Source organism: Pseudomonas sp. R151218B TE3479, assembly GCF_053629195.1.
On record NZ_JBRJHV010000001.1, the window covers coordinates 314,043 to 336,465 of the forward strand.

Here is a 22,423-nt window from a genome sequence, read left to right on the forward strand (position 1 = left end):
GCTAGACGCTCCTAATACACAAAAAATTAGCCTTTCGGCTAGTACGTGTCGCCGAGTGCATCCGCGCAATAAAAACACGGGCTCAGGCGAGCCGGGTATTCTAGACACACCCCACAAATGAATCAAGCCCCAAAAGGGGCTTGATTCAAGTTCAAGGTCACCGACGGTCAGGATCTTGCGATCCCGAACGCCGCGACTTTGACAGTGCTTACCAGCTGGCTTTAACCAGACCTGGAACGTCACCACGCATTGCAGCTTGACGCAGCATGTTACGGCCGAGGCCGAACTTGCGGTACACGCCGTGCGGACGACCAGTCAGGCGGCAGCGGTTACGCATGCGCGAGGCGCTTGCGTCACGTGGCTGCTTCTGCAGGGCTACGGTAGCTTCCCAACGCGCTTCTGGACTTGCGTTCAGATCAACGATGATAGCTTTCAGCGCTGCACGCTTGGTGGCGTACTTGGCAACGGTGAGCTGACGCTTCAGCTCACGGTTTTTCATGCTCTTCTTGGCCATTTTCCTACTCCAATCAGTTGCGGAACGGGAATTTGAAAGCGCGCAGCAGTGCGCGACCTTCATCATCCGTCCGAGCAGTGGTGGTCAGGGTAATGTCCAGACCGCGGAGAGCGTCGATCTTGTCGTAATCGATTTCCGGGAAAATGATCTGCTCTTTAACGCCCATGCTGTAGTTGCCACGACCATCGAAGGACTTGGCATTCAGGCCGCGGAAGTCGCGAACCCGAGGCAGGGAGATCGACAGCAGACGATCCAGGAACTCGTACATACGCTCACGGCGCAGGGTCACTTTGACGCCGATCGGCCAACCTTCACGGACTTTAAAGCCAGCGATGGATTTCCGAGCGTAAGTCACGACGACTTTCTGACCGGTGATCTTTTCCAGGTCAGCAACAGCGTGCTCGATGACTTTTTTGTCGCCGATCGCTTCGCCCAGACCCATGTTCAGGGTGATTTTGGTAACGCGCGGAACTTCCATCACGTTCGAAAGCTTAAGTTCTTCCTTAAGTTTCGGTGCGATTTCCTTCCGGTAAATCTCTTTTAGTCGTGCCATGGTCTTCTACCTAGCAGTGTTCAAGCATCAACCGCTTTTTGGGTCGACTTGAAGACACGAATTTTCTTACCGTCTTCTACTTTGAAACCAACGCGGTCAGCCTTGTTGGTTTCGCCGTTGAAGATGGCGACGTTGGAAGCGTGCAGTGGCGCTTCTTTCTCGACGATACCGCCCTGTACGCCCGACATCGGGTTAGGCTTGGTATGACGCTTGACCAGGTTCAGACCACCAACAACCAGACGGTTGTCAGCAAGAACCTTCAGCACCTTACCGCGCTTACCTTTGTCTTTGCCGGCGATCACGATGATCTCGTCGTCACGACGAATCTTTTGCATGTCGGATCTCCTTACAGCACTTCTGGGGCGAGCGAGACGATCTTCATGAACTTCTCAGTACGAAGTTCACGGGTCACTGGCCCAAAGATACGGGTGCCGATCGGCTCTTGCTTGTTGTTCAACAGAACAGCAGCGTTGCCATCAAAGCGGATGATGGAGCCGTCAGCACGACGAACGCCATGGCGAGTGCGGACTACGACAGCAGTCATCACTTGGCCTTTTTTCACCTTACCGCGAGGAATTGCTTCCTTGACGGTAACCTTGATGATGTCACCGATACCAGCGTAACGACGATGGGAGCCACCCAGCACCTTGATGCACATAACACGGCGAGCGCCGCTGTTATCGGCCACATCGAGCATGGATTGAGTCTGAATCATATAATTTCTCCGACCCCTAGCCCTTAGACTTCCACAGCGCGTTCGAGAACATCAACCAGCGCCCAAGACTTGGTCTTGGCCATCGGACGAGTTTCACGAATAGTGACTTTGTCGCCGATGTGGCACTGATTGGTTTCGTCGTGCGCGTGCAGCTTAGTCGAACGCTTAACGTATTTACCGTAGATCGGGTGCTTAACGCGACGCTCGATCAGAACGGTGATGGTTTTGTCCATCTTGTCGCTGACAACACGGCCAGTCAGCGTACGGACAGTTTTTTCGGCTTCAGCCATGATTACTTACCTGCCTGCTGGTTGAGCACAGTTTTCACGCGAGCGATATCACGCTTAACTTGCGAGAGCAGATGAGACTGCCCCAACTGGCCAGTTGCTTTCTGCATACGCAGATTGAACTGGTCGCGCAGCAGGCCGAGCAGTTGCTCGTTCAGCTGCTGTGCTGATTTTTCACGAAGTTCATTCGCTTTCATCACATCACCGTCCGTTTAACAAAGGCGGTGGCGAGCGGCAGCTTTGCAGCAGCCAGGGCAAAAGCCTCACGCGCCAGCTCTTCAGTTACACCCTCGATTTCATACAGGACTTTGCCTGGCTGAATCTGGGCAACCCAGTATTCGACGTTACCCTTACCTTTACCCATCCGAACTTCGAGTGGCTTCTTGGAAATAGGCTTGTCCGGGAATACACGGATCCAGATCTTGCCGCCACGTTTTACGTGACGGGTCAGAGCACGACGCGCTGACTCGATCTGACGAGCGGTGAGACGACCACGAGCAACAGACTTCAGCGCGAACTCGCCGAAGCTGACTTTGCTACCGCGCAATGCCAGGCCACGGTTGTGACCGGTCATTTGCTTGCGGAACTTCGTACGCTTTGGTTGCAACATTTGGCGTACCCCTTACTTAGCAGCTTTTTTACGAGGCGCTGGTGCTTGTGGCTTCAGTTCTTCTTGGCGACCACCAATTACTTCGCCTTTGAAGATCCAAACCTTTACACCGATCACACCGTAGGTGGTGTGAGCTTCGTAGTTGGCATAGTCGATGTCGGCACGCAGGGTGTGCAGTGGCACACGACCTTCGCGATACCATTCAGTACGTGCGATTTCAGCACCGCCGAGACGACCGCTCACTTGGATTTTGATGCCTTTGGCACCAATGCGCATGGCGTTCTGTACAGCGCGCTTCATAGCGCGACGGAACATTACGCGACGCTCCAGCTGCTGAGCTACGCTCTGCGCAACCAGCATACCGTCGAGCTCCGGCTTGCGGATCTCTTCGATATTGATGTGCACAGGCACACCCATTTGCTTGGTCAGGTCCTGACGCAGTTTCTCAACATCTTCACCTTTCTTCCCGATAACGATACCTGGACGAGCGGTGTGGATGGTGATACGTGCAGTCTGCGCCGGACGATGGATATCGATACGGCTTACGGACGCGCTTTTTAGTTTGTCTTGGAGATACTCACGCACCTTCAGATCAGCGAACAAGTAGTCCGCATAAGTCCGACCGTCTGCGTACCAGACGGAGGTGTGCTCCTTGACGATTCCCAGGCGAATGCCAATGGGATGTACTTTCTGACCCATCTCTTCGACTCCGTTACTTGTCAGCAACCTTGACAGTGATATGGCAAGACCGCTTGACGATGCGATCAGCACGGCCTTTGGCACGTGGCATGATGCGCTTCAGCGAACGCCCTTCGTTGACGAAAACGGTGCTGACCTTCAGGTCATCAACGTCTGCGCCTTCGTTATGCTCGGCGTTGGCTACGGCCGACTCCAGCACTTTCTTCATGATCTCGGCGGCTTTCTTACTGCTGAAAGCCAACAGGTTGAGCGCTTCGCCCACCTTCTTCCCGCGGATCTGGTCGGCGACCAAGCGGGCTTTCTGGGCGGAGATTCGAGCGCCCGACAACTTAGCGGCTACTTCCATTTCCTTACCCCTTAACGCTTGGCTTTCTTGTCAGCCACGTGCCCACGGTATGTGCGGGTACCGGCGAACTCGCCCAGTTTGTGGCCGACCATGTCTTCGTTCACGAGAACTGGGACGTGTTGGCGACCGTTGTGTACTGCGATGGTCAGACCGACCATTTGTGGCAGGATCATCGAACGACGCGACCAGGTCTTAACTGGTTTGCGATCGTTCTTTTCCGCCGCCACTTCGATCTTCTTCAGTAGGTGAAGATCAATAAAAGGACCTTTTTTCAGAGAACGTGGCACTGTCGTATCCCTCTATTTACTTGCGACGACGGACGATCATTTTGTCGGTACGCTTATTACCACGAGTCTTCGCGCCCTTAGTCGGGAAGCCCCATGGCGATACCGGATGACGACCACCAGAGGTACGACCTTCACCACCACCATGTGGGTGGTCAACCGGGTTCATGGCAACACCACGAACGGTTGGGCGAACGCCACGCCAGCGCTTGGCACCAGCTTTACCCAACGAACGCAGGCTGTGCTCGGAGTTCGAGACTTCGCCCAGGGTCGCACGGCATTCAGCCAGTACTTTACGCATCTCACCAGAACGCAGACGCAGGGTCACGTAGACACCTTCACGAGCGATCAGCTGAGCCGAAGCACCAGCGGAACGAGCGATCTGTGCGCCTTTACCTGGCTTCAATTCGATGCCGTGTACGGTGCTACCAACTGGAATGTTACGCAGTTGCAGAGCGTTGCCCGGCTTGATCGGTGCCAGGGCACCTGCGATCAGCTGGTCGCCAGCACTCACGCCTTTAGGGGCGATGATGTAGCGACGCTCGCCATCTGCGTACAGCAGCAGAGCGATGTGAGCAGTACGGTTTGGATCGTATTCGATACGCTCGACGGTGGCAGCGATGCCATCCTTGTCGTTGCGACGGAAGTCGACCAGACGATAATGCTGCTTATGACCACCACCGATGTGACGAGTGGTAATACGGCCATTGTTGTTACGACCACCAGACTTCGATTTTTTCTCGAGCAGCGGTGCGTGAGGAGCGCCTTTATGCAGCTCCTGGTTGACCACCTTGACCACAAAACGGCGGCCAGGGGAAGTCGGTTTGCATTTAACGATTGCCATGATGCACCCCTTCCTTACTCAGCACTGCTGCTGAAATCGAGATCTTGGCCTGGCTGAAGGGAGATAACTGCCTTCTTCCAGTCATTACGCTTGCCCAGACCGCGAGCAGTGCGCTTGCTTTTACCCAGAACGTTCAGGGTAGTCACGCGCTCTACTTTCACGCTGAACAGGCTTTCGACGGCCTTCTTGATTTCCAGCTTGGTTGCATCGGTAGCAACCTTGAAAACGAACTGGCCTTTCTTGTCTGCCAGAACCGTAGCCTTCTCGGAAACGTGCGGGCCAAGCAGAACTTTAAATACGCGTTCCTGGTTCATCCCAGCAGCTCCTCGAATTTCTTCACGGCCGACACGGTGATCAACACCTTGTCGTATGCGATCAGACTGACCGGATCGGAACCCTGCACGTCACGAACGTCGACGTGTGGCAGGTTGCGAGCAGCCAGGTACAGGTTCTGATCAACAGCGTCAGACACGATCAGGACGTCAGTCAGGCCCATGCCGTTCAGCTTGTTCAGCAGATCTTTGGTTTTCGGTGCTTCAACAGCGAAGTCCTGAACCACGACCAGACGATCAGTACGCACCAGCTCAGCAAGGATGGAACGCATTGCTGCGCGATACATCTTCTTGTTCAGCTTCTGGGAGTGATCCTGAGGACGAGCTGCGAAAGTGGTACCGCCGCCACGCCAGATTGGGCTACGGATAGTACCGGCACGAGCACGGCCAGTACCTTTCTGACGCCATGGGCGCTTGCCGCCACCGGAAACGTCGGAACGGGTCTTTTGCTGCTTGCTACCTTGACGGCCGCCGGCCATGTAGGCCACGACTGCTTGGTGAACCAGCGTCTCGTTGAATTCGCCGCCAAATGTCAGTTCGGAAACTTCGATCGCTTGAGCGTCATTTACATTTAATTGCATGTCAGCTTCCCCTTAACCGCGAGCCTTGGCTGCTGGACGTACAACCAAGTTGCCGCCAGTAGCGCCAGGAACAGCGCCCTTGACCAACAACAGATTGCGTTCAGCGTCCACGCGCACTACTTCGAGGGACTGCACGGTCACGCGCTCAGCGCCCATATGACCGGACATTTTTTTGCCCTTGAATACACGACCAGGAGTCTGGCACTGGCCGATAGAGCCTGGAACGCGGTGGGATACGGAGTTACCGTGGGTGTTATCTTGCCCGCGGAAGTTCCAACGCTTGATCGTACCCTGGAAGCCTTTACCCTTGGACTGACCGGTTACATCAACCAGTTGGCCAGCGGCGAAGATTTCAGCGTTGATCAGATCGCCGGCCTGGTACTCGCCTTCTTCAAGGCGGAATTCCATTACGGTACGACCAGCGGCAACGTTCGCCTTGGCGAAGTGGCCAGCCTGAGCTGCTGTTACACGCGAAGCACGACGCTCGCCGACAGTGACTTGCACTGCACGATAGCCATCGGTCTCTTCAGTTTTGAACTGGGTGACGCGATTCGGCTCGATCTCAATGACCGTGACCGGAATGGAGACACCTTCTTCGGTGAAAATACGGGTCATACCGCATTTACGACCGACTACACCAATAGTCATGTTGTAAACCTCATGAGTGTACGGGGCTTTCACCCGCTATGGCCGCCCATTTCAGAGCGTTACACGACTAAGACCGAGTCTTAGCCGAGGCTGATCTGCACTTCCACACCGGCCGCAAGATCGAGCTTCATAAGAGCATCAACGGTTTTATCCGTTGGCTGGACGATGTCCAGAACGCGCTTATGAGTACGGATCTCGTACTGGTCACGCGCGTCTTTGTTGACGTGCGGGGAGACCAGAACGGTGAACCGCTCTTTACGGGTAGGCAGTGGAATTGGACCACGCACTTGAGCACCAGTACGTTTCGCGGTTTCCACGATTTCCTGGGTGGATTGGTCGATCAGGCGATGGTCAAAAGCCTTCAACCTGATACGGATTTGCTGATTTTGCATTGGATTTCAGACTCCGGCTGCTATTCCCACCGGGCGCAATACGCCCGTTAAAAGGAGGCGCAATTCTATAGACGCCCCTGGTAGGTGTCAACCCAATAAAAAAGCCCCCGCTAAGCGGGGGCTTTTCAACTCATCAAGCTGACTCTAAAAGAGACTTACTCGATAACTTTGGCTACGACGCCGGCGCCGACGGTACGACCGCCTTCACGGATAGCGAAACGCAGGCCGTCTTCCATCGCGATGGTCTTGATCAGGGTAACAGTCATCTGAATGTTGTCACCTGGCATTACCATTTCAACGCCTTCTGGCAGCTCGCAGTTACCAGTCACGTCAGTTGTACGGAAGTAGAACTGTGGACGGTAGCCTTTGAAGAACGGAGTATGACGGCCGCCTTCTTCCTTGCTCAGAACGTAAACTTCCGCGGTGAACTTGGTGTGCGGCTTGACGGTGCCTGGCTTGACCAGAACCTGGCCACGCTCAACGTCGTCACGCTTGGTGCCGCGCAGCAGTACGCCGCAGTTCTCGCCAGCACGACCTTCGTCGAGCAGCTTGCGGAACATTTCAACGCCGGTGCAGGTAGTTTTCTGAGTGTCGCGCAGACCGACGATCTCAACTTCTTCCTGGATACGGACGATGCCACGCTCAACACGACCAGTCACAACAGTACCGCGACCGGAGATCGAGAATACGTCTTCGATTGGCATCAGGAACGGCTTGTCGATAGCACGCTCTGGCTCTGGGATGTAGCTGTCCAGAGTTTCCACCAGCTTCTTGACGGCAGTGGTGCCCATTTCGTTGTCGTCTTGGCCGTTCAGAGCCATCAGAGCCGAACCGATGATGATTGGAGTGTCATCACCTGGGAAGTCGTAAGTGCTCAGCAGGTCGCGCACTTCCATCTCAACCAGTTCCAGCAGCTCAGCGTCGTCAACCATGTCAGCCTTGTTCAGGAAGACAACGATGTACGGAACGCCTACCTGACGGGACAGCAGGATGTGCTCACGGGTTTGTGGCATCGGACCATCAGCGGCCGAGCAAACCAGGATCGCGCCGTCCATCTGGGCAGCACCGGTGATCATGTTTTTTACGTAGTCGGCGTGACCTGGGCAGTCAACGTGTGCGTAGTGACGCACGGCCGAATCGTATTCAACGTGAGCGGTGTTGATGGTGATACCGCGAGCTTTCTCTTCCGGGGCGCTGTCGATCTTGTCGAAGTCAACCTTGGCCGAACCGAAAACTTCGGAGCAGACACGGGTCAGAGCAGCGGTCAGCGTGGTTTTACCGTGGTCAACGTGACCGATGGTGCCAACGTTGACGTGCGGTTTGTTCCGTTCAAATTTTTCTTTAGCCACGACAATTAACTCCTAGCTTAAAGGGGCTGAATCAGCCTTGCTTTTTGGTAACAGTCTCGACGATATGCGACGGAGCTGTATTGTATTTTTTGAATTCCATAGAGTAGCTTGCGCGACCCTGAGACATGGAACGAACGTCGGTTGCGTAACCGAACATTTCACCCAACGGGACCTCGGCACGAATCACTTTGCCGGAAACCGTATCTTCCATACCCAGAATCATGCCACGACGACGGTTAAGGTCGCCCATGACATCACCCATGTAGTCTTCAGGCGTAACGACTTCCACCGCCATGATCGGCTCAAGCAACTCACCACCACCCTTCTGGGCCAGCTGCTTGGTTGCCATGGAGGCAGCCACCTTAAACGCCATCTCGTTGGAGTCGACGTCATGGTAAGAACCATCGAACACAGTCGCCTTCAGGCCGATCAGCGGATAGCCGGCGACAACGCCGTTCTTCATCTGCTCTTCGATACCCTTCTGGATCGCCGGGATGTATTCCTTAGGAACCACACCACCTACGACTTCGTTCAGGAATTGCAGACCTTCCTGACCTTCGTCAGCCGGTGCAAAACGGATCCAGCAGTGACCGAACTGGCCACGACCGCCGGATTGGCGAACGAACTTGCCTTCGATTTCACAGCTCTTCGTGATGCGCTCACGATAGGAAACCTGAGGCTTACCGATGTTGGCTTCGACGTTGAACTCACGGCGCATCCGGTCAACCAGGATGTCCAGGTGCAACTCGCCCATGCCGGAGATGATCGTTTGACCAGTCTCTTCATCAGTCTTGACGCGGAAAGACGGGTCTTCCTGAGCAAGCTTGCCCAGAGCGATACCCATTTTTTCCTGGTCGTCCTTGGTCTTAGGCTCAACGGCAACCGAAATAACCGGCTCCGGGAAGTCCATGCGAACCAGGATGATTGGCTTGTCAGCGTTGCACAAAGTTTCACCGGTGGTGACGTCCTTCATGCCGATCAAGGCCGCGATGTCGCCAGCGCGTACTTCCTTGATTTCTTCACGGGCGTTTGCGTGCATCTGCACCATACGACCCACACGCTCTTTCTTGCCTTTTACCGAGTTGATCACGCCGTCGCCGGAGGCCAACACGCCCGAGTAAACTCGAACAAAGGTCAAGGTACCCACGAATGGGTCGGTAGCGATCTTGAACGCCAAAGCCGCGAACGGCTCGTCGTCACTTGCGTGACGCTCCATTTCCTCTTCCTCGTTATCCGGGTTGGAACCCTTGATAGCGGGAATGTCGGTTGGAGCAGGCAGGAAGTCGATAACGGCGTCGAGAACCAGGGGAACACCCTTGTTCTTGAAGGAAGAACCGCAAACAGCCAGAACGATCTCACCAGCGATAGTACGCTGACGCAGAGCGGCCTTGATTTCCTCATTGGTGAGTTCTTCACCTTCGAGGTACTTGTTCATCAGCTCTTCGCTGGCTTCGGCCGCAGCCTCAACCATGTTGCTGCGCCATTGCTCGGCTTCTTCCAACAGCTCGGCAGGAATTTCCTTGCGAACAGGGACCATGCCCTTGTCGGAATCGTTCCAGTAGACAGCTTGCATGTTGATCAGATCGATCTGACCCTGGAAGTTGTCTTCAGAACCGATAGCCAGCTGAATCGGCACCGGAGTGTGACCCAGGCGCTGCTTGATCTGAGCGATCACGCGCAGGAAGTTCGCACCAGCACGGTCCATCTTGTTTACGTAAACAAGACGTGGAACGCCGTATTTGTTGGCTTGACGCCATACGGTTTCCGACTGAGGCTCAACACCCGAAGTACCACAGAACACAACAACAGCGCCGTCGAGTACACGCAGGGAACGTTCAACTTCGATGGTGAAGTCTACGTGGCCCGGGGTATCGATAACGTTGAAGCGGTGCTCGTGCGGGTACTGCTTCTCGGAACCTTTCCAGAAGGCGGTGATAGCAGCAGAAGTAATGGTAATACCACGCTCCTGCTCCTGCACCATCCAGTCTGTGGTCGCGGCGCCGTCATGCACCTCGCCCATTTTGTGACTCTTGCCGGTGTAAAAAAGGACGCGCTCGGTGGTGGTGGTTTTACCAGCATCCACGTGAGCAACGATACCGATATTACGGTAGCGGTTAATCGGTGTAGTACGAGCCATAAAGCCCTCGCAAATTGAGTGACGCTAAAATTAGAAGCGGTAGTGCGAGAAAGCCTTGTTGGCTTCAGCCATACGGTGCACGTCTTCACGCTTCTTAACTGCAGCACCTTTACCTTCAGCAGCGTCCAACAGTTCACCAGCCAAACGCAGAGCCATGGACTTCTCGCCGCGCTTGCGGGCGAAGTCTACCAGCCAGCGCATTGCCAGGGCGTTACGACGGGACGGACGAACTTCGACCGGAACCTGGTAAGTAGCACCGCCTACACGGCGCGACTTCACTTCGACCAGCGGAGCGATGGCGTCGAGAGCTTTCTCGAAGATTTCCAGGGGATCGCTGTTCTTGCGTTCCTTAACTTTGTCCAGTGCGCCATAAACGATACGCTCGGCAACGGCTTTCTTGCCGCTTTCCATTACGTGATTCATGAACTTGGCGAGAATCTGGCTTCCGTATTTCGGATCGTCCAGAATCTCACGTTTGGCTGCTACGCGACGTCTTGGCATTGATAAGCCCTCAAACGGTCTTCAGGTTAGCCCGGGACAGCGGATGCGTGCCCGACCTTACTCTTATCGACTCAATAAAATTAAAAACTGCTAAACGGCCGATTATTTCGGACGCTTGGTACCGTACTTCGAACGACCTTGGTTACGACCTTTAACGCCGGAAGTATCCAAAGAGCCGCGAACGGTGTGGTAACGAACACCTGGCAAGTCTTTTACACGACCGCCGCGGATCAGGACCACGCTGTGTTCTTGCAGGTTGTGGCCTTCACCGCCGATGTACGAGGAAACCTCGAAACCGTTGGTCAGACGCACGCGGCATACTTTACGCAGTGCCGAGTTAGGTTTTTTCGGCGTGGTGGTATACACACGGGTGCATACGCCACGACGTTGCGGGCAGTTCTGCAGCGCAGGCACGTCGGATTTCTCGACGATACGCTTACGCGGCTGACGTACCAGCTGGTTGATAGTTGCCATCTACTAGCTCCACTGTTGTCTTGCGACGCTATTGTCTTACAAGAAAAGCAAAATGGCAGGAACGAATTCCCGCCAAATTTAGGGGATCAAGAGTCTAAAGAGGATCTTGTCCCCAGTCAAGGCAAGGCCCCGACCTCCCCGCCCGCCGGATCTCGACTGTTTGTCGAGATCCGCCGAACGGGGCGACCAGGGCCAGGCACTCAATTACCGCAGAACTCAGTTACCACTCGAGTTCAGTGCTTCGGTCAGTGCAGCTTCCACTTCACTGGCGCTTACGCGCAACGGCTTGTCGGCATCACGGCGACGCTTGCGCTCGCTGTGATAGGCCAAACCGGTACCGGCCGGGATCAGACGACCCACGACCACGTTTTCTTTCAGGCCGCGCAGGTAATCGCGCTTGCCGGTTACCGCCGCTTCGGTCAGTACACGGGTGGTTTCCTGGAAGGAAGCCGCCGAGATAAACGATTCGGTGGACAACGACGCCTTGGTGATACCCAGCAGCACGCGAGTGAACTTGGAGACAAACTTGTCTTCGGTCGCCAGGCGCTCGTTTTCCACCAGTACGTGAGTCAGTTCCATCTGGTCGCCCTTGATGAAACTCGAGTCGCCAGATTCAGCGATCTCGACCTTACGCAGCATCTGACGCAGGATGGTCTCGATGTGCTTGTCGTTGATCTTCACGCCTTGCAGACGGTAAACGTCCTGGATCTCGTTCACGATGTACTTGGCCAGCGCACTCACACCCAGCAGACGCAGGATGTCGTGTGGATCGCTCGGGCCGTCCGAGATAACTTCGCCGCGGTTTACCTGTTCGCCTTCGAAGACGTTCAGGTGACGCCACTTCGGAATCAGCTCTTCGTACGGATCGCTACCGTCGTTCGGTGTAATGACCAGGCGGCGCTTGCCCTTGGTCTCTTTACCGAACGCGATGGTGCCGCTGACTTCAGCCAGAATCGAGGCTTCTTTCGGACGACGTGCTTCGAACAAGTCGGCAACACGCGGCAGACCACCGGTGATGTCGCGGGTTTTCGAAGTTTCCTGCGGGATACGGGCGATAACATCACCGATCGCGATCCGCGCGCCGTCCGCAACACCGACCAGGGCGTTGGCTGGCAGGAAGTACTGAGCGATTACGTCAGTGCCTGGCAGCAACAGATCCTTGCCGTTGTCGTCGACCATCTTCACGGCCGGACGGATGTCCTTGCCGGCAGCTGGACGATCTTTCGCGTCGAGTACTTCAATGTTGGTCATACCGGTCAATTCGTCGGTCTGACGCTTGATCGTGATGCCTTCTTCCATGCCCACGTAGGTCACGGTACCTTTCATCTCGGTCACGATCGGGTGAGTGTGCGGATCCCACTTGGCCACGATGGCGCCAGCGTCGACCTTGTCACCTTCCTTGACCGAAATCACAGCACCGTACGGCAGCTTGTAACGCTCGCGCTCGCGACCGAAGTCGTCGGCGATGGCCAGTTCACCGGAACGGGATACAGCCACCAGGTGACCGTCCACGCGCTCTACGTGCTTGAGGTTGTGCAGACGGACAGTACCGCCATTCTTCACCTGGACGCTGTCGGCAGCGGAGGTCCGGCTTGCCGCACCACCGATGTGGAACGTACGCATCGTCAGCTGGGTACCCGGCTCACCGATGGACTGGGCAGCGATAACGCCGACCGCTTCACCGATGTTCACCTGGTGACCACGTGCCAGGTCGCGACCGTAGCACTTGGCGCAGATGCCATAGCGGGTTTCGCAGCTGATCGGCGAACGCACGATCACTTCGTCGATGCTGTTGAGTTCGATGAACTCGACCCACTTCTCGTCAACCAGGGTGCCAGCAGGAACGATCACGTCCTCGGTACCTGGCTTGAATACGTCACGGGCGATGACACGACCCAATACGCGTTCACCCAACGGCTCTACAACGTCACCGCCTTCAATGTGCGGCGTCATGACCAGGCCATGTTCGGTGCCGCAATCGATCTCGGTCACGACCAGATCCTGGGCAACGTCCACCAGACGACGAGTCAGGTAACCGGAGTTCGCGGTTTTCAACGCGGTATCCGCAAGACCCTTACGAGCACCGTGAGTGGAGATGAAGTACTGGAGTACGCTCAAGCCTTCACGGAAGTTCGCAGTAATCGGGGTCTCGATGATGGAGCCGTCCGGCTTGGCCATCAGGCCACGCATACCGGCGAGCTGACGGATCTGCGCAGCAGAACCCCGTGCGCCCGAGTCGGCCATCATGTACATCGAGTTGAACGATTCCTGGTCGACTTCGTTGCCATGACGGTCGATGACTTTCTCTTTCGAGAGGTTGGCCATCATCGCCTTGGATACTTCGTCGTTCGCCTTGGACCAGAGGTCGATCACCTTGTTGTACTTCTCGCCCTGGGTTACCAGGCCGGAGGCGTACTGGCTTTCGATCTCTTTCACTTCTTCGGTGGCAGCACCGATGATGCGGGCTTTTTCATCCGGGATAACGAAGTCGTTAACGCCGATGGAAACGCCGGAAATGGTCGAATAGGCAAAACCGGTGTACATCAACTGGTCAGCGAAGATCACGGTCTCTTTCAGACCCACCACGCGGTAGCACTGGTTGATCAGCTTGGAGATCGCCTTCTTCTTCATCGGCAGGTTGACGACGTCGAAGGACAGGCCTTTTGGCACAACCTGGAACAACAGCGCACGGCCGACGGTGGTGTCGACGATACGGGTGTTGGTCACGCTGCCGCCATCACGGTCGTTCACGGTTTCGTTGATCCGCACCTTGACCTTGGCATGCAGTGCGGCTTCGCCGGCACGGAACACACGGTCAACTTCCTGCAGATCGGCGAATACACGACCTTCGCCCTTGGCGTTGATCGCTTCGCGAGTCATGTAGTACAGACCCAATACAACGTCCTGCGACGGAACGATGATTGGCTCACCGTTGGCTGGCGACAGGATGTTGTTGGTCGACATCATCAACGCACGCGCTTCGAGCTGGGCTTCCAGCGTCAGCGGTACGTGCACGGCCATTTGGTCGCCGTCGAAGTCGGCGTTGTACGCAGCACAGACCAGCGGGTGCAGCTGGATAGCCTTACCTTCGATCAGTACCGGTTCAAACGCCTGGATACCCAGACGGTGAAGGGTCGGTGCACGGTTGAGCAAGACTGGGTGTTCGCGAATCACTTCGGCGAGAACGTCCCAGACCTCTGGCAGCTCGCGCTCGACCATCTTCTTGGCCGCCTTGATGGTGGTCGCCAGACCACGCATTTCCAGCTTGCCGAAAATGAACGGCTTGAACAGCTCCAGGGCCATTTTCTTAGGCAGGCCGCACTGGTGCAGACGCAGGGTCGGACCTACGGTAATAACCGAACGACCGGAGTAGTCAACACGCTTACCGAGCAAGTTCTGACGGAAACGACCCTGCTTACCCTTGATCATGTCAGCCAGGGATTTCAGAGGACGCTTGTTGGAACCGGTGATAGCACGGCCACGACGACCGTTGTCGAGCAATGCGTCGACCGCTTCCTGCAACATACGCTTTTCGTTGCGCACGATGATGTCCGGAGCGGACAGATCGAGCAGGCGCTTCAAGCGGTTGTTACGGTTGATCACTCGACGATACAGATCGTTGAGGTCGGAAGTCGCGAAGCGACCGCCATCGAGCGGAACCAGTGGACGCAGGTCTGGCGGCAGTACCGGCAGAACGGTCAGCACCATCCACTCTGGCAGGTTGCCGGAACCCTGGAAGGCTTCCATCAACTTCAGACGCTTGGACAGCTTCTTGATCTTGGTTTCGGAGTTGGTTTGCGGAATTTCTTCGCGCAGGCGGCCAATCTCGTGTTCCAGGTCGATAGCGTGCAGCAGTTCGCGGACAGCTTCGGCACCCATGCGGGCATCGAAGTCGTCGCCGAACTCTTCCAGCGCTTCGAAGTACTGCTCGTCGTTGAGCAACTGACCTTTTTCAAGGGTGGTCATGCCTGGATCGATAACGACGTAGCTCTCGAAGTAGAGAACACGTTCGATATCACGCAGGGTCATGTCCATCAGCAGGCCGATACGGGACGGCAGCGATTTCAGGAACCAGATATGAGCAACCGGCGAGGCCAGTTCGATGTGCGCCATGCGCTCACGACGAACTTTTGCCAGCGCGACTTCAACGCCGCACTTCTCGCAGATCACACCACGGTGCTTCAAGCGCTTGTACTTACCGCACAGGCACTCGTAATCCTTTACCGGGCCAAAGATCTTGGCGCAGAACAGGCCGTCACGTTCGGGTTTGAACGTACGGTAGTTGATGGTTTCCGGCTTTTTAACTTCACCGAACGACCACGAACGGATCATCTCAGGCGAGGCCAATCCAATACGGATGGCGTCGAACTCTTCGACTTGACCCTGGTTTTTCAGCAAATTCAGTAGGTCTTTCAAGGCCTTTCCTCCTGGCGGAGCAGAGAGCGGGCAAAACAGCCCCGCTCTCGATTCGCGTCACGTGTTATTCGGTTTCCAGATCGATATCGATGCCGAGGGAACGAATTTCCTTGATCAACACGTTGAAAGACTCGGGCATGCCCGGCTCCATACGGTGATCGCCGTCCACGATGTTTTTGTACATCTTGGTCCGGCCGTTCACATCGTCCGACTTCACTGTGAGCATTTCTTGCAGAGTGTATGCAGCACCGTACGCTTCCAGTGCCCAGACCTCCATCTCCCCGAAACGCTGACCACCGAACTGCGCCTTACCACCCAGCGGCTGCTGGGTAACCAGGCTGTAAGAACCGGTAGAACGAGCGTGCATCTTGTCGTCTACCAAGTGGTTCAGCTTCAGCATGTACATGTAGCCAACGGTAACCGGGCGCTCGAACTTGTTGCCGGTACGGCCGTCGAACAGCTGCATCTGGCCGCTTTCCGGCAGGTCTGCCAGTTTCAGCATGGCCTTGATTTCGCTTTCCTTGGCACCGTCGAACACCGGAGTAGCCATTGGAACGCCGCCGCGCAGGTTCTTCGCCAGATCCAGGATTTCCTGGTCGGAGAAGGTGTCCAGCTCTTCGTTGCGTCCGCCGATCTCGTTGTAGATCTCGTGCAGGAACTTACGCAGGTCAGCGACCTTGCGCTGCTCTTCGATCATCCGGTTGATCTTCTCGCCCAAGCCCTTGGCCGCGAGGCCCAGGTGGGTTTCAAGGATCTGACCAACGTTCATACGCGAAGGTACGCCCAACGGGTTGAGGACCACGTCGACCGGGGTGCCATTGGCATCGTGCGGCATGTCTTCAACCGGCATGATCACGGAGACCACACCCTTGTTACCGTGACGACCGGCCATCTTGTCGCCCGGCTGGATGCGACGACGGATTGCCAGGTAAACCTTGACGATTTTCAGCACGCCTGGAGCCAGGTCATCGCCTTGCTGCAGTTTGCGCTTCTTGTCTTCGAACTTGTCGTCCAGCAGACGGCGGCGATCAACGATATAGGCCTGGGCCTTCTCGAGCTGCTCGTTCAGAGCATCTTCAGCCATGCGCAGTTTGAACCACTGGCCATGCTCAAGACCGTCGAGGACTTCGTCGGTGATTTCCTGACCTTTCTTCAGGCCGGCGCCGCCTTCGGCTTTGTGGCCGACCAGGGCGGAACGCAGACGCTCGAAAGTCGCGCCTTCGACGATACGGAACTCTTCGTTCAGGTCCTTGCGGATCTCGTCGAGCTGAGTCTTCTCGATGGACAGTGCACGAGCATCACGCTCAACGCCGTCGCGAGTGAAGACCTGTACGTCGATGACGGTACCCTTGGTGCCGGTAGGCACGCGCAGGGAGGTGTCTTTAACGTCGCTGGCTTTTTCACCGAAGATGGCACGCAGCAGTTTTTCTTCCGGAGTCAGCTGGGTCTCGCCTTTCGGAGTGACCTTGCCCACCAGGATGTCGCCTGCGCCGACTTCGGCACCTACATAAACGATACCGGCTTCGTCCAGCTTGTTCAGTGCGGCTTCACCCACGTTCGGGATGTCCGCAGTGATTTCCTCTGGGCCAAGCTTGGTGTCACGGGCCACACAGGTCAGTTCCTGGATGTGGATCGTGGTGAAGCGGTCTTCCTGAACCACACGCTCGGACAGGCAGATGGAGTCTTCGAAGTTGAAGCCGTTCCACGCCATGAACGCGATGCGCATGTTCTGACCCAACGCCAGTTCACCCATATCGGTGGACGGACCGTCGGCCATGATGTCGCTGCGCTGAACCCGATCACCCTTGCTTACCAGCGGACGCTGGTTGATGCAGGTGTTCTGGTTGGAGCGGGTGTATTTGGTCAGGTTGTAGATGTCGACACCGGCTTCGCCAGTTTCAACTTCGTCATCGGCAACACGAACCACGATACGGCTGGCGTCGACGGAATCGATCACGCCACCACGACGAGCCACGACGCAAACGCCGGAGTCACGGGCAACGTTACGCTCCATGCCGGTACCGACCAGCGGCTTGTCGGCACGCAGGGTAGGTACAGCTTGACGCTGCATGTTCGAACCCATCAACGCACGGTTGGCGTCGTCGTGCTCGAGGAACGGGATCAGCGACGCTGCAACCGACACTACCTGCTTCGGCGATACGTCCATCAAGGTGACGTCTTCCGGCGCCTTGACGGTGAACTCGTTCAGGTGACGAACAGCTACCAGCTCGTCGACCAGGACCTTCTTGTCGTTCATCGTTGCCGAAGCCTGGGCGATCACGTGATCGGCCTCTTCGATGGCGGACAGGAACACGATCTCGTCGGTAACCAGAGCGTCTTTCACCACGCGATACGGGCTCTCGAGGAAGCCGTACTGGTTGGTGCGCGCATAGGCCGCCAGGGAGTTGATCAGACCGATGTTCGGACCTTCCGGCGTTTCGATCGGGCAGACACGACCATAGTGAGTCGGGTGTACGTCACGAACTTCGAAGCCTGCACGCTCACGGGTCAGACCGCCCGGGCCGAGTGCGGAGACACGACGCTTGTGGGTGATCTCGGACAGCGGGTTGTTCTGGTCCATGAACTGGGACAGCTGGCTCGAACCGAAGAACTCCTTCACCGCCGCAGCCACTGGCTTGGCGTTGATCAGGTCTTGCGGCATCAGGCCTTCGCTTTCAGCCATCGACAGACGTTCCTTGACCGCGCGCTCTACGCGCACCAGGCCAACACGGAACTGGTTCTCGGCCATTTCGCCTACGCAGCGAACACGACGGTTACCCAGGTGGTCGATGTCATCGACGATGCCTTTGCCGTTACGGATGTCGACCAGGGTCTTGAGGACCGCAACGATGTCATCCTTGTTCAGCACGCCCGAACCTTCGATCTCGGTACGACCGATACGACGGTTGAACTTCATCCGGCCGACCGCGGATAGGTCATAGCGCTCAGGGCTGAAGAACAGGTTGTTGAACAGGGTCTCGGCTGCATCCTTGGTTGGCGGCTCGCCAGGACGCATCATGCGATAGATCTCGACCAGGGCTTCCAGTTGGTTGCCGGTGGAGTCGATCTTCAGCGTGTCGGAGATGAAAGGACCGCAGTCGATATCGTTGGTGTACAGGGTTTCGATACGAACGACCTGGGCCTTGGCGATTTTCGCCAGGATCTCGGTGGTCAGCTCGGTATTGCACTCTGCCAGGATTTCGCCGGTGGCCGGATGCACGATGACCTTGGCCGTGGTGCGACCCAGGACGTAGTCGATCGGTACCTGCAGCTCTTTGATCCCGGCTTTTTCCAGCTGGTTGATGTGGCGAGCGGTGATACGACGGCCCTGCTCGACAATAACCTTGCCTTTGTCATCCTGGATATCGAGGACAGCGATTTCACCGCGCAGGCGCTGAGGCACCAGTTCCAGGCTGAGGTTTTCACCTTGCACGTGGAAGACGTTGGTGGTGTAGAACGCGTCCAGCACTTCTTCAGTGGTATAGCCGAGCGCGCGCAGCAATACCGATGCAGGCAGCTTGCGACGACGGTCGATACGCACGAATACGCAGTCTTTCGGGTCGAACTCGAAGTCCAGCCACGAACCGCGGTAAGGAATGATGCGCGCAGAGTAAAGCAGTTTGCCGGAGCTGTGCGTCTTGCCACGGTCGTGGTCGAAGAACACGCCCGGAGAACGGTGCAGCTGGGAAACGATTACACGCTCGGTACCGTTGATTACGAAGGTACCGTTTTCAGTCATCAGGGGGATTTCACCCATGTAGACTTCTTGCTCTTTGATGTCCTTGATCGCTTTGTTCGACGATTCTTTGTCGAAAATGATCAGGCGCACTTTTACCCGCAAAGGTACGGCGTAAGTTACACCGCGCAATACGCATTCTTTGACATCAAATGCCGGTTCGCCCAGGCGATAACCGACGTACTCCAGCGCAGCATTGCCGGAGTAGCTGATGATCGGGAAAACGGATTTGAAGGCCGCATGCAGGCCCACGTCGCGGAACTGATCTTTAGTCGCTCCCGCTTGCAAGAATTCACGATACGAATCCAGCTGGATGGCCAGGAGGTACGGCACATCCATGACGTCCGGCAACTTGCTAAAGTCCTTGCGGATACGTTTTTTCTCAGTATATGAGTAAGCCATCAGCGTTCCCCAGCTTGGTCACCTGCTTGTTTGGCCCCTCCCGACGGGAGCAGCCAGAAAATCGTGCAAACCCCATGGTTTGCGCCACCACATCGGGTGGTTACAGCTCGCTATCGGCACCGACCCAGTCGGCTGCCAATAACGGAAAAAGGCCGGTGGCAAGAGCCACCAGCCATCAGCCTGTCGCTTAACGCTCGGGCTGGAGACGCAAAGTCGATGCTTACTTCAGCTCGACTTTAGCGCCTGCTTCTTCCAGAGCGGCCTTGGCTTTGTCAGCTGCGTCTTTGGCAACAGCTTCCAGAACCATGGCAGGAGCGCCGTCAACTACAGCCTTGGCTTCTTTCAGGCCCAGACCGGTCAGTTCACGTACTGCCTTGATCACGTTTACTTTCTTCTCGCCAGCTTCGGTCAGCATGACGTTGAATTCGGTTTGCTCTTCAGCAACGGCAACAGCAGCAGCTGGACCAGCGGAAGCAGCAGCAGCGGTAACACCGAATTTTTCTTCGAAAGCTTTGATCAGCTCAACAACTTCCATTACGGACATGTTGCCAACGGCTTCGAGGATATCGTTTTGAGAGATAGACATGACTCTAAATTCCTGAATTGGGGGACGGCCTACGCGACCATCGAAATAAACAAAAAACGCGAAAAGGAGTGTCGAGCCTTAGGCTGCGGCAGCTTCTTTCTGGTCGCGCAGTGCCGCCAGAGTACGAGCCAATTTGCTGGTTGCGCCTTGAATCACGCTCATCAGCTGGGAAATTGCTTCGTCACGGGTCGGCAGAGTTGCCAGTACGTCGATCTGGTTAGCTGCGAGGAACTTGCCCTCGAACGCAGCTGCCTTAATCTCGAACTTGTCCTGACCTTTGGCGAATTCCTTGAACAAACGGGCAGCAGCGCCAGGATGTTGGGTGGAGAACGCGATCAAGGTCGGGCCGGTGAACACGTCGTTGAGGACACTGTATTCAGTGTCAGCAACAGCGCGCTTGAGCAGGGTGTTACGTACAACACGTACGTAAACGCCAGCTTCACGAGCCTCTTTACGGAGTCCGGTCATAGCGCCTACTGTTACGCCACGGGCATCAGCCACGACAGCGGACAGAGCAGCTTTGGCAGCCTCGTTGACTTCAGCGACGATGGCCTTCTTGTCTTCGAGTTTAATTGCCACGGGTTTAACTCCTGCTTGTTACCGTTTCATTCGGTCGAAACCGAATGTCGTTTTGGTGTCTGATTCGGTAAGGAACCGGGAGCACCATCTGCGTAGGCTTGTGGTTTAAGACTTGCGTCGCCTACGGTCTTGGACAGCCCCCGCCAGGCAGGGACCCCAATTTTTTGATTGGCGCGATCGCTCGCGCCAACCTGAGTCTTACGCGTCGAGCGAGCTCTGGTCGATGACCAGACCTGGGCCCATAGTGGTGCTCAGGGTAACGCGCTTGACGTAGATACCTTTCGAAGAAGCTGGCTTGATACGCTTCAGATCAGCGATCAGGGCTTCAACGTTTTCCTTCAGCTTGACGGCGTCGAAGCCGATCTTGCCAACGGAAGTGTGGATGATGCCGTTTTTGTCGGTGCGATAACGAACCTGACCAGCCTTGGCGTTTTTAACCGCGGTGGCTACGTCTGGCGTTACGGTGCCGACTTTAGGGTTAGGCATCAGACCACGTGGACCGAGGATCTGACCCAACTGGCCTACAACGCGCATGGCATCCGGAGATGCGATCACTACGTCATAGTTCAGGTCGCCGCCTTTCATTTCGGCAGCCAGATCGTCCATGCCGACGCGATCAGCACCTGCAGCCAGAGCAGCTTCAGCTGCTGGGCCCTGGGTGAAGACAGCTACACGAACGGTCTTGCCAGTGCCGTGTGGCAGCACGGTAGCGCTACGAACGACCTGGTCGGATTTACGTGGGTCAACGCCCAGGTTCACAGCAACGTCGAACGACTCGCTGAACTTGACAGTCGACAGCTCAGCCAGCAGAGCGGCGGCGTCTACAAAGTTGTAGGCCTTGCCTGCTTCGATTTTGCCGGCGATAGCCTTTTGACGCTTGGTCAGCTTAGCCATTACACACCCTCCACGTTAAGGCCCATGCTACGAGCAGAACCGGCGATAGTACGCACGGCTGCATCCATATCAGCTGCAGTCAGATCCGCGTTTTTGGTTTTCGCGATTTCTTCCAGCTGAGCACGGGTAACGGTGCCAACCTTAACGGTGTTTGGACGAGCGGAACCGCTGGTCAAACCTGCAGCCTTCTTCAGCAGAACCGAAGCTGGGGTGCTCTTTGTTTCGAAGGTGAAGCTACGGTCGCTGTAGACAGTGATGATCACTGGAGTCGGCAGACCTGGCTCAAGACCCTGAGTACGGGCGTTGAAAGCCTTGCAGAACTCCATGATGTTCACGCCGTGTTGACCCAGTGCAGGACCAACAGGTGGGCTTGGGTTAGCCTGAGCGGCCTTCACTTGCAGCTTGATGTAAGCGGTAATTTTCTTGGCCATGAGGCACTCCAATTACGGGTTCGAACGCCTCGAAAGGCTCCCCGGTTACTTGCGCGTTTATCCCAGTGACGACAAAACCCCACAGCCTTGGGCTGCGGGGTTGGGATGCCTGC

25 protein-coding genes are annotated in these 22,423 nt (G+C 56.1%); all 25 read right to left on the minus strand.

Features of this window, described 5'->3' with window-relative positions; translation table 11 throughout:
• Positions 1 to 208: 208 nt before the first annotated feature.
• Positions 209 to 514 carry a 30S ribosomal protein S14 gene (gene rpsN / locus AB7M32_RS01475; RefSeq protein ID WP_003186042.1) on the minus strand — a complete coding sequence of 102 codons (306 nt, stop codon included), beginning with the start codon at positions 512 to 514 and terminating at the stop codon, positions 209 to 211.
• A gap of 13 nt (positions 515 to 527) precedes the next feature.
• Positions 528 to 1,067, minus strand: coding sequence for a 50S ribosomal protein L5 (rplE, locus tag AB7M32_RS01480; protein ID WP_003186044.1), 540 nt, complete (start codon positions 1,065 to 1,067; stop codon positions 528 to 530).
• 20 nt (positions 1,068 to 1,087) lie between these two features.
• Positions 1,088 to 1,402, minus strand: a complete 315-nt coding sequence (gene rplX / locus AB7M32_RS01485; protein WP_003186046.1) for a 50S ribosomal protein L24 — start codon at positions 1,400 to 1,402, stop codon at positions 1,088 to 1,090.
• Between the two features lie 11 nt (positions 1,403 to 1,413).
• Entirely contained in the window at positions 1,414 to 1,782 is a 369-nt protein-coding gene (rplN, locus tag AB7M32_RS01490; RefSeq protein ID WP_002555479.1) for a 50S ribosomal protein L14, read from the minus strand.
• A gap of 23 nt (positions 1,783 to 1,805) precedes the next feature.
• Positions 1,806 to 2,072 (minus strand): 30S ribosomal protein S17, encoded by a 267-nt coding sequence (rpsQ, locus tag AB7M32_RS01495; RefSeq protein ID WP_003194644.1) that lies wholly within the window; start codon positions 2,070 to 2,072, stop codon positions 1,806 to 1,808.
• Positions 2,073 to 2,074: 2 nt separating this feature from the next.
• Entirely contained in the window at positions 2,075 to 2,266 is a 192-nt protein-coding gene (gene rpmC, locus AB7M32_RS01500) for a 50S ribosomal protein L29 (protein WP_002555481.1), read from the minus strand.
• A complete protein-coding gene (rplP, locus tag AB7M32_RS01505; RefSeq protein WP_025215754.1) occupies positions 2,266 to 2,679 on the minus strand; it encodes a 50S ribosomal protein L16 in 414 nt (137 codons plus the stop codon). Before rplP ends, rpmC begins: the two co-directional genes overlap by 1 nt.
• A gap of 12 nt (positions 2,680 to 2,691) precedes the next feature.
• A complete protein-coding gene (gene rpsC / locus AB7M32_RS01510) occupies positions 2,692 to 3,378 on the minus strand; it encodes a 30S ribosomal protein S3 (RefSeq protein ID WP_003176422.1) in 687 nt (228 codons plus the stop codon).
• Between the two features lie 13 nt (positions 3,379 to 3,391).
• Positions 3,392 to 3,724 (minus strand): 50S ribosomal protein L22, encoded by a 333-nt coding sequence (gene rplV / locus AB7M32_RS01515; protein ID WP_003103908.1) that lies wholly within the window; start codon positions 3,722 to 3,724, stop codon positions 3,392 to 3,394.
• A gap of 11 nt (positions 3,725 to 3,735) precedes the next feature.
• The gene (gene rpsS, locus AB7M32_RS01520; RefSeq protein WP_002555486.1) at positions 3,736 to 4,011 is read right to left on the minus strand and encodes a 30S ribosomal protein S19; all 276 of its coding nucleotides are present in this window, start codon (positions 4,009 to 4,011) and stop codon (positions 3,736 to 3,738) included.
• Positions 4,012 to 4,027: 16 nt separating this feature from the next.
• A complete protein-coding gene (gene rplB / locus AB7M32_RS01525) occupies positions 4,028 to 4,852 on the minus strand; it encodes a 50S ribosomal protein L2 (protein WP_003186055.1) in 825 nt (274 codons plus the stop codon).
• A gap of 14 nt (positions 4,853 to 4,866) precedes the next feature.
• Entirely contained in the window at positions 4,867 to 5,166 is a 300-nt protein-coding gene (gene rplW / locus AB7M32_RS01530; RefSeq protein WP_002555488.1) for a 50S ribosomal protein L23, read from the minus strand.
• Positions 5,163 to 5,765 (minus strand): 50S ribosomal protein L4, encoded by a 603-nt coding sequence (gene rplD / locus AB7M32_RS01535; protein ID WP_003186057.1) that lies wholly within the window; start codon positions 5,763 to 5,765, stop codon positions 5,163 to 5,165. The genes rplW and rplD overlap by 4 nt, the downstream gene beginning before the upstream one ends.
• Positions 5,766 to 5,777: 12 nt before the next feature.
• Positions 5,778 to 6,413: a 50S ribosomal protein L3 gene (rplC, locus tag AB7M32_RS01540; RefSeq protein WP_003186059.1), complete on the minus strand. Its 636-nt coding sequence runs from the start codon at positions 6,411 to 6,413 to the stop codon at positions 5,778 to 5,780.
• 80 nt (positions 6,414 to 6,493) lie between these two features.
• The gene (gene rpsJ / locus AB7M32_RS01545; protein WP_003186070.1) at positions 6,494 to 6,805 is read right to left on the minus strand and encodes a 30S ribosomal protein S10; all 312 of its coding nucleotides are present in this window, start codon (positions 6,803 to 6,805) and stop codon (positions 6,494 to 6,496) included.
• A 155-nt stretch (positions 6,806 to 6,960) separates the two neighbouring features.
• Entirely contained in the window at positions 6,961 to 8,154 is a 1,194-nt protein-coding gene (gene tuf / locus AB7M32_RS01550) for an elongation factor Tu (RefSeq protein WP_003186103.1), read from the minus strand.
• Between the two features lie 31 nt (positions 8,155 to 8,185).
• Entirely contained in the window at positions 8,186 to 10,291 is a 2,106-nt protein-coding gene (fusA, locus tag AB7M32_RS01555; RefSeq protein ID WP_072412392.1) for an elongation factor G, read from the minus strand.
• Positions 10,292 to 10,321: 30 nt separating this feature from the next.
• Positions 10,322 to 10,792 (minus strand): 30S ribosomal protein S7, encoded by a 471-nt coding sequence (gene rpsG / locus AB7M32_RS01560; protein ID WP_003186074.1) that lies wholly within the window; start codon positions 10,790 to 10,792, stop codon positions 10,322 to 10,324.
• A 102-nt stretch (positions 10,793 to 10,894) separates the two neighbouring features.
• Complete coding sequence (gene rpsL / locus AB7M32_RS01565; protein WP_003186084.1) at positions 10,895 to 11,266, minus strand: 30S ribosomal protein S12; 372 nt, start codon at positions 11,264 to 11,266, stop codon at positions 10,895 to 10,897.
• A 216-nt stretch (positions 11,267 to 11,482) separates the two neighbouring features.
• Positions 11,483 to 15,682, minus strand: a complete 4,200-nt coding sequence (gene rpoC / locus AB7M32_RS01570) for a DNA-directed RNA polymerase subunit beta' (protein ID WP_047230482.1) — start codon at positions 15,680 to 15,682, stop codon at positions 11,483 to 11,485.
• A gap of 64 nt (positions 15,683 to 15,746) precedes the next feature.
• On the minus strand, positions 15,747 to 19,820 hold the full coding sequence (gene rpoB / locus AB7M32_RS01575) for a DNA-directed RNA polymerase subunit beta (protein ID WP_060740392.1): 4,074 nt from the start codon (positions 19,818 to 19,820) through the stop codon (positions 15,747 to 15,749).
• A gap of 220 nt (positions 19,821 to 20,040) precedes the next feature.
• A complete protein-coding gene (gene rplL / locus AB7M32_RS01580) occupies positions 20,041 to 20,406 on the minus strand; it encodes a 50S ribosomal protein L7/L12 (protein ID WP_072412391.1) in 366 nt (121 codons plus the stop codon).
• A gap of 78 nt (positions 20,407 to 20,484) precedes the next feature.
• A complete protein-coding gene (gene rplJ, locus AB7M32_RS01585; RefSeq protein ID WP_003206099.1) occupies positions 20,485 to 20,985 on the minus strand; it encodes a 50S ribosomal protein L10 in 501 nt (166 codons plus the stop codon).
• A gap of 198 nt (positions 20,986 to 21,183) precedes the next feature.
• A complete protein-coding gene (gene rplA / locus AB7M32_RS01590) occupies positions 21,184 to 21,879 on the minus strand; it encodes a 50S ribosomal protein L1 (protein WP_003186095.1) in 696 nt (231 codons plus the stop codon).
• Positions 21,879 to 22,310 (minus strand): 50S ribosomal protein L11, encoded by a 432-nt coding sequence (gene rplK, locus AB7M32_RS01595; RefSeq protein ID WP_003176435.1) that lies wholly within the window; start codon positions 22,308 to 22,310, stop codon positions 21,879 to 21,881. The genes rplA and rplK overlap by 1 nt, the downstream gene beginning before the upstream one ends.
• Positions 22,311 to 22,423: the final 113 nt, after the last annotated feature.

Bases quoted from the DNA above. Each gene is read 5' to 3' on its own strand.
- rpsN (WP_003186042.1), bottom strand. From the start codon at position 514: ATGGCCAAGAAGAGCATGAAAAACCGTGAGCTGAAGCGTCAGCTCACC.
- rplE (WP_003186044.1), bottom strand. From the start codon at position 1,067: ATGGCACGACTAAAAGAGATTTACCGGAAGGAAATCGCACCGAAACTT.
- rplX (WP_003186046.1), bottom strand. From the start codon at position 1,402: ATGCAAAAGATTCGTCGTGACGACGAGATCATCGTGATCGCCGGCAAA.
- rplN (WP_002555479.1), bottom strand. From the start codon at position 1,782: ATGATTCAGACTCAATCCATGCTCGATGTGGCCGATAACAGCGGCGCT.
- rpsQ (WP_003194644.1), bottom strand. From the start codon at position 2,072: ATGGCTGAAGCCGAAAAAACTGTCCGTACGCTGACTGGCCGTGTTGTC.
- rpmC (WP_002555481.1), bottom strand. From the start codon at position 2,266: ATGAAAGCGAATGAACTTCGTGAAAAATCAGCACAGCAGCTGAACGAG.
- rplP (WP_025215754.1), bottom strand. From the start codon at position 2,679: ATGTTGCAACCAAAGCGTACGAAGTTCCGCAAGCAAATGACCGGTCAC.
- rpsC (WP_003176422.1), bottom strand. From the start codon at position 3,378: ATGGGTCAGAAAGTACATCCCATTGGCATTCGCCTGGGAATCGTCAAG.
- rplV (WP_003103908.1), bottom strand. From the start codon at position 3,724: ATGGAAGTAGCCGCTAAGTTGTCGGGCGCTCGAATCTCCGCCCAGAAA.
- rplB (WP_003186055.1), bottom strand. From the start codon at position 4,852: ATGGCAATCGTTAAATGCAAACCGACTTCCCCTGGCCGCCGTTTTGTG.
- rplW (WP_002555488.1), bottom strand. From the start codon at position 5,166: ATGAACCAGGAACGCGTATTTAAAGTTCTGCTTGGCCCGCACGTTTCC.
- rplD (WP_003186057.1), bottom strand. From the start codon at position 5,765: ATGCAATTAAATGTAAATGACGCTCAAGCGATCGAAGTTTCCGAACTG.
- rplC (WP_003186059.1), bottom strand. From the start codon at position 6,413: ATGACTATTGGTGTAGTCGGTCGTAAATGCGGTATGACCCGTATTTTC.
- rpsJ (WP_003186070.1), bottom strand. From the start codon at position 6,805: ATGCAAAATCAGCAAATCCGTATCAGGTTGAAGGCTTTTGACCATCGC.
- fusA (WP_072412392.1), bottom strand. From the start codon at position 10,291: ATGGCTCGTACTACACCGATTAACCGCTACCGTAATATCGGTATCGTT.
- rpsG (WP_003186074.1), bottom strand. From the start codon at position 10,792: ATGCCAAGACGTCGCGTAGCAGCCAAACGTGAGATTCTGGACGATCCG.
- rpsL (WP_003186084.1), bottom strand. From the start codon at position 11,266: ATGGCAACTATCAACCAGCTGGTACGTCAGCCGCGTAAGCGTATCGTC.
- rpoB (WP_060740392.1), bottom strand. From the start codon at position 19,820: ATGGCTTACTCATATACTGAGAAAAAACGTATCCGCAAGGACTTTAGC.
- rplL (WP_072412391.1), bottom strand. From the start codon at position 20,406: ATGTCTATCTCTCAAAACGATATCCTCGAAGCCGTTGGCAACATGTCC.
- rplA (WP_003186095.1), bottom strand. From the start codon at position 21,879: ATGGCTAAGCTGACCAAGCGTCAAAAGGCTATCGCCGGCAAAATCGAA.
- rplK (WP_003176435.1), bottom strand. From the start codon at position 22,310: ATGGCCAAGAAAATTACCGCTTACATCAAGCTGCAAGTGAAGGCCGCT.